The 4,940-nt window shown below is 37.7% G+C and carries 4 protein-coding genes; all 4 read left to right on the forward strand.

Annotated features, from left to right (window positions below; all coding sequences use genetic code 11):
• The first annotated feature begins 183 nt into the window (after positions 1 to 183).
• The 4 genes from AB6D93_RS23420 to AB6D93_RS23435 all read left to right on the forward strand — a co-directional run bounded on the left by AB6D93_RS23420 (position 184) and on the right by AB6D93_RS23435 (position 4,705).
• A complete protein-coding gene (locus AB6D93_RS23420; protein ID WP_076656852.1) occupies positions 184 to 525 on the forward strand; it encodes a helix-turn-helix transcriptional regulator in 342 nt (113 codons plus the stop codon).
• A gap of 421 nt (positions 526 to 946) precedes the next feature.
• Positions 947 to 1,792, forward strand: a complete 846-nt coding sequence (locus AB6D93_RS23425; RefSeq protein ID WP_076656853.1) for a RepB family plasmid replication initiator protein — start codon at positions 947 to 949, stop codon at positions 1,790 to 1,792.
• Between the two features lie 664 nt (positions 1,793 to 2,456).
• Positions 2,457 to 3,725: a ParA family protein gene (locus tag AB6D93_RS23430; RefSeq protein WP_102331893.1), complete on the forward strand. Its 1,269-nt coding sequence runs from the start codon at positions 2,457 to 2,459 to the stop codon at positions 3,723 to 3,725.
• A 5-nt stretch (positions 3,726 to 3,730) separates the two neighbouring features.
• The gene (locus AB6D93_RS23435) at positions 3,731 to 4,705 is read left to right on the forward strand and encodes a ParB family protein (RefSeq protein ID WP_076656855.1); all 975 of its coding nucleotides are present in this window, start codon (positions 3,731 to 3,733) and stop codon (positions 4,703 to 4,705) included.
• Positions 4,706 to 4,940: the final 235 nt, after the last annotated feature.

The raw sequence follows: 4,940 nt of genomic DNA on the forward strand, positions 1-4,940 counted from the left end.
GCATTAGGGGCTCGCAATAGTGCGCAGTGGGATGCGCGCACTAAATTTGGTGTCGAGGTGTAGTGCATGAGTGGGTTTTTAAAGAGCGACTTTAGTTAATGGTGATTTTATTCACCTAAGAGGAAATGTCAACCCGATATAAGCTATTGCGTTTATCTTTAATTAAACTTGGGTAACTAAACAATGGAACCATTAGATCTTCGTATTTCAGAATTAATAAAAAATTCAGACCTTAGTTATGGTGAAATTGCGAGGCAATGTAGTGTTGATAGAGCAGCTGTTAGTAGATGGGTAAAAACAGGAAAGATGACTACTGAAAATTTCGCCAAGCTTTGTATCATCTTAAATCTAGATGCAAATGAAGTTCTTTTTGGTGAGCAATACGAATCTTATAAACAATTTAAAAGTTCTAAAGGAATAAGGCTTATTCAACAAGAGCTTATAGATAAGATTTTGTCTGAAAAAGAGTCTAACGATGATTTCCTTAATCTATTAAATAAATTATTAGAGCGACTAAAAGTTTAATCATTATATAGCGAAGAAAATGTTAGTGTTTTTTGAGTGTAACAATTTTGATTTGTGTGTGGTCAACTTTCGTGAGAAACGAACGAATAGTTGTCCATCGCATAAATCCGACACAGGAACGCCAAAGCGTTGCCCGTCAGAGAGCTCTTAACATTATAAAAACAATAGTTATCCACTTATCCACAGGACTAATTATCCTAAACTAAACCTAATATGAACCAAATTGATCCAAATTGATCCTTGTTCGCTCTGAAGCCTTGTCAGTAATGGCTTTATCGTTGATCTAGGTGTAGCATAAACTGTGATAGGTGTATTATAAACTGTATATGGTGTATCCTTTACTGTAGACGGTGTAGCATAGGCTGTGTATGGTGTAGCATGCACTGTAAAGTATGTTAGTAACTCATTTTGGATATTAACTATGGAAAACAAGCTCTTATCTGTAATTAGTGATGGTCTGGTTATATCTGATACACATACTATCCAACCTAATATATTAATTCGTACGGCTTTATTTACGCCGATTGCTAAAAACAGCAATAAAAGTGATGATCTTACCGTTGTTAAGCACAATGTAAGCGATGAGTTCAGAGATATATCTTTGTACAAGCGTGAAGGCTACGAGTACGCATCACTAAAGGGGGAGAGGCTCAATGTTCGGACCGACTTTAAAGTGTGGTGTGGGGTTGTTTTCGCTTTTTCTAAATATGGTTACGACTCCGATAAGATAACAATGAAACTCTCTGAATTTACAAAGTTTTGTGGATTTAGTACACAGATGTTGAACTCTAAGTTTCGTAAACGTATAAAGGAGTCCCTTGAGCGCATCCAGAGCCAAAAGATAAGTATGGCCACAAAAGATGGTTCTAAAGCAACCTCAACATCTTTGCTTAAAAAGTTTGTGTACGATATGGATAGTGATACGATCATTTTGGAAGGTGATCCTGACTTATGGGAGTTGTATCGTATTGATCGTCAAATCCTAATTAGTATGCGCACTCTTTCGTCCATTCCAAGAGCCGAAACTGCCCAATGTTTGTATTTATTTTTTGCGTGCCTACCTGAAGACCCCTTCCCAGTATCTTTAAGTCGTATGAGAGATCGTCTTGCTTTAAGTATGAGTAATAAGGAAGCGAACCGTTCTATTAAATCTGCAATTAAGAGATTAGAATCAATTGGTTACTTACATGGTCAGGAGACGACATGGCATGGTGAATGGGCCTACAAGATCACCAAAAGAAATAAAGCTCTCCCTGAGATCAATTAGATACTGACTGCATTTTATTTTGGGTGTACCTATTACTGCTACTGTATTGGTAAATACGGTGTAGCCCAAACTGTATTTAATTCTGCGTTACTCGTTTATGTCTCCATAAAAGGTGTAGCCTAAGCTGCCTCTTCAGTTCTAAATTTAGTCACTTTTATTAATTGGTGTAGTGTAAACTGCACCAATTGACTCTTTTGTTAATTCCAAGTTATTGAAAGTATTTTAAAATCCTCCCTTGTATTTATATTTATCAACGAATATGGACACGTAAGGTGTAACCCATACTGCTTTTCTTGTTGTTCTAATAACTCCTTGATAGTCCCTTATATGTTACTTCAGGTGTAGCGTAAACCGTTGTGTATTTTTAAGTAATTGAGAAGTATTGAAATTTGTAATCTTTTTATATGAGAACTGAGTGCTAATTTATCTTTGGTGTAGCCTTTACTGTTGGTCAGGGTAATTGTCGCTCAATAGTTGGTTTTGCTTAGTCGCTTTACTCGATCCTATTAGGTGTATTGGTAATGGTGTAGCGTAAACTGCATTTTGGTTAAGTTTTAATAAATAACCTAAAAAATGAATTTTACACACAAAAGCTGAATTTACCCATTGTTGGTGTGTAATTTTTGTGTATTATGAGGTTATGTTTTTGATAGGGTAAATTACGATGAATTTTGCTGATAAAGTAGATGCTATTGGTCGCCGAATGAAAGAAGAGAGTGTGTCTTTAAAGGATTCGCTTCGGGATATTATGACGGTAGAAGTTACGGATGAAGAGTTACCCAAAGGGGTTAGCCGTCTTATTTATAATCACTGCTTAAATAAGACCGAAGTATACGATTCACTTTTTGAGATGAAGTGCGTAAAGAAAACTTATCAAAAGAAGCTTGATCAAGCGATTGCAGATGGCCATGTAGATGAGCCTATTTATCATCATCGCAAGCACTTATTTACCAGAGCGCACCTACAACAAATCATGCAATACTTTGAATTTGAGAAGTATTCTGATTTTTACGAGTCATTTGTTGTCATCGTTAGTAACTACAAAGGCGGAACTGGTAAAAGCACAACAGCTGTTACTCTTGCGACAAAAGCGGCACTTGATTTAGATCTGAATGCTAAAGTTTGCCTTCTAGACTTAGATCCGCAAGGCTCAGCAGCTCGTGGGATCATTCAAATCGACGAGTCTAGAGAGCAGCACTACATTACTATTGCTGATCTTCAATGTTATGATCTTACGGAAGAGCAAGGTGACGAAAATCAAGTTAAAGCCTTGCTTGAACATGGTGTCCCTTTTGAGCAAATTGTATTGGCATCGGTGTTTAATACTCATCTACCAAATCTGGATGTCATGACGGCTTTCCCTACCGATGAGAAATTTTCTGACTACTACATGGCTTCAGATGAAGAAAAGCAAGTACAATTGCTTTCTCGGTTGAAAAAAGAAATTATTCCGATCCTAAAATCAAAATATGACATTATTATTTTAGATTTACCCCCTCAAAACAGCCCTATTGTTTGGTCCGCTCTGGAAGCCGCCAATGGTGTCCTTACCCCTATTTCTCCCAAAGCTTATGATTATGCATCTACTGAGTCATACTTATTAACTATTGGTGACATTGCACGAAACCTACCATCGGGCGGCGGTAACATCAGTTACTTCAGAGTGTTGCCTGTTAATTATAATGAGCGTGAAAAGCATGAGCGTAAAACGTTTAACAGATTGCTTCGCTCAGTACGTGATGACTTGGTCGTATCTCCTATCTACCACTCTCCATTATTTTTAGAAGCTGCGAGCCTTAATCGAACGATATATGACATTAAAAAATCAGAAAGTAACTGTACTGCAATGCAATACGATGAGGCCATTAGCTCGTCTAATAAGGCATACAAGGCATTTATCGACGAAATTAAGATTAAGGCAACTAAAGGGTAGTCATTGTGAAGAGAACGAAAAACAAAGCTCAACTAACTGGTCAATCATCATCTTCTTCTGGTGTTGGCGATCTATTCGCGTTATCTGCGACTAAGAAGTTTTTAGGTGGTAAATATGATGCTAAGCGGATCACCATTAAAGGATCAGATGTTGAATCGAAAACGGCCATTCATTACCTTAACCCTCGCAACCAAGATGCATTAACAATTGATGCAGTAGCTGATATCTATGAGTCGATCGTTGTTAATGGAGTAAGTCAAGAAGGTATCGCAGTTAGGAAGGATGGCCAGTACCTTGTACTCGATTCTAGTCGACGTCGTTTCTGTTGCATAAACGGTAAGGTTGACTTTCCTCTTTGGGTTATCGATGGTGAGCCAAGTGAGCAAGAGCTTTTAAGGTTAATCAATGATTCTCAAGAAGTTAAGAGGTGGTCTTATCCAGAGCATGGAGAATATTTACTGAAGATTGCCAAGTTAAAGGGATTATCTGTAGAAAAATTAAGCGTAGCTGAATTAGCTGAAAATTTGGGGATGGGGAAAGAGTCACTTCGAAAGAGGTTAGAGTCTTTAAATATAGTCAAGGCTCTGAGAGAGGTTTTCGTGGATTACGAAGGTATCCCTAATTCTTTTTATGGAAAGATTGCCGGATGTCAGAGAAAGTTAATAAAGGGTAACTTTGATGTTGAATCATTTGCTCGTGATTTATTGGGTAGGTTAGGTGTATTAGATAAGTCTAACTCTATAAAAGACCAACAACTTATTACGCTCAAAATCATGGAAGAGTTAGTGAATGAGCACATAGATGTAGAGAAAACTCCAAAATGGAAAGAAGAACAACTGGGCAATTTTGACCAGAAAGATATTTCTGCAAAACGCAAGATCAGCAAAGATGGAAGAAAAACTATCTATGAGCTGACGCGATTACCTGCAGACAAGCAAAAACAAATTGATGACTTCATGAATCAGATATTGACGAGTTAACCAGTTCTTGTCGGAAATGAATTAACTCGCTATATATCAATGTGTTAAGGTTATTTTATTGCCAAAGCAATGGGGGTGGTCGGAAGGGTTGGTAAGCTTAATGGCTACTCTTTCTAGTGTTGTTTAGTGTTTTGGAACAATAAAGTTTGTCAGTGACACCCTCGCCCTTTTTCCCTTTCCGGATAGGGCTTTTCCCTTGGGAAAACCCTTCCCTTGACCCCTTTCCCCTTTGGCG

Source organism: Vibrio sp. 10N.247.310.23 (assembly GCF_041467155.1).
Taxonomy (GTDB): domain Bacteria; phylum Pseudomonadota; class Gammaproteobacteria; order Enterobacterales; family Vibrionaceae; genus Vibrio; species Vibrio crassostreae_C.

What these genes read in the sequence shown, in the direction of transcription:
- AB6D93_RS23425 (WP_076656853.1), top strand. Translation starts at nt 947, where the DNA reads ATGGAAAACAAGCTCTTATCTGTAATTAGTGATGGTCTGGTTATATCT.
- AB6D93_RS23430 (WP_102331893.1), top strand. Translation starts at nt 2,457, where the DNA reads ATGAATTTTGCTGATAAAGTAGATGCTATTGGTCGCCGAATGAAAGAA.
- AB6D93_RS23420 (WP_076656852.1), top strand. Translation starts at nt 184, where the DNA reads ATGGAACCATTAGATCTTCGTATTTCAGAATTAATAAAAAATTCAGAC.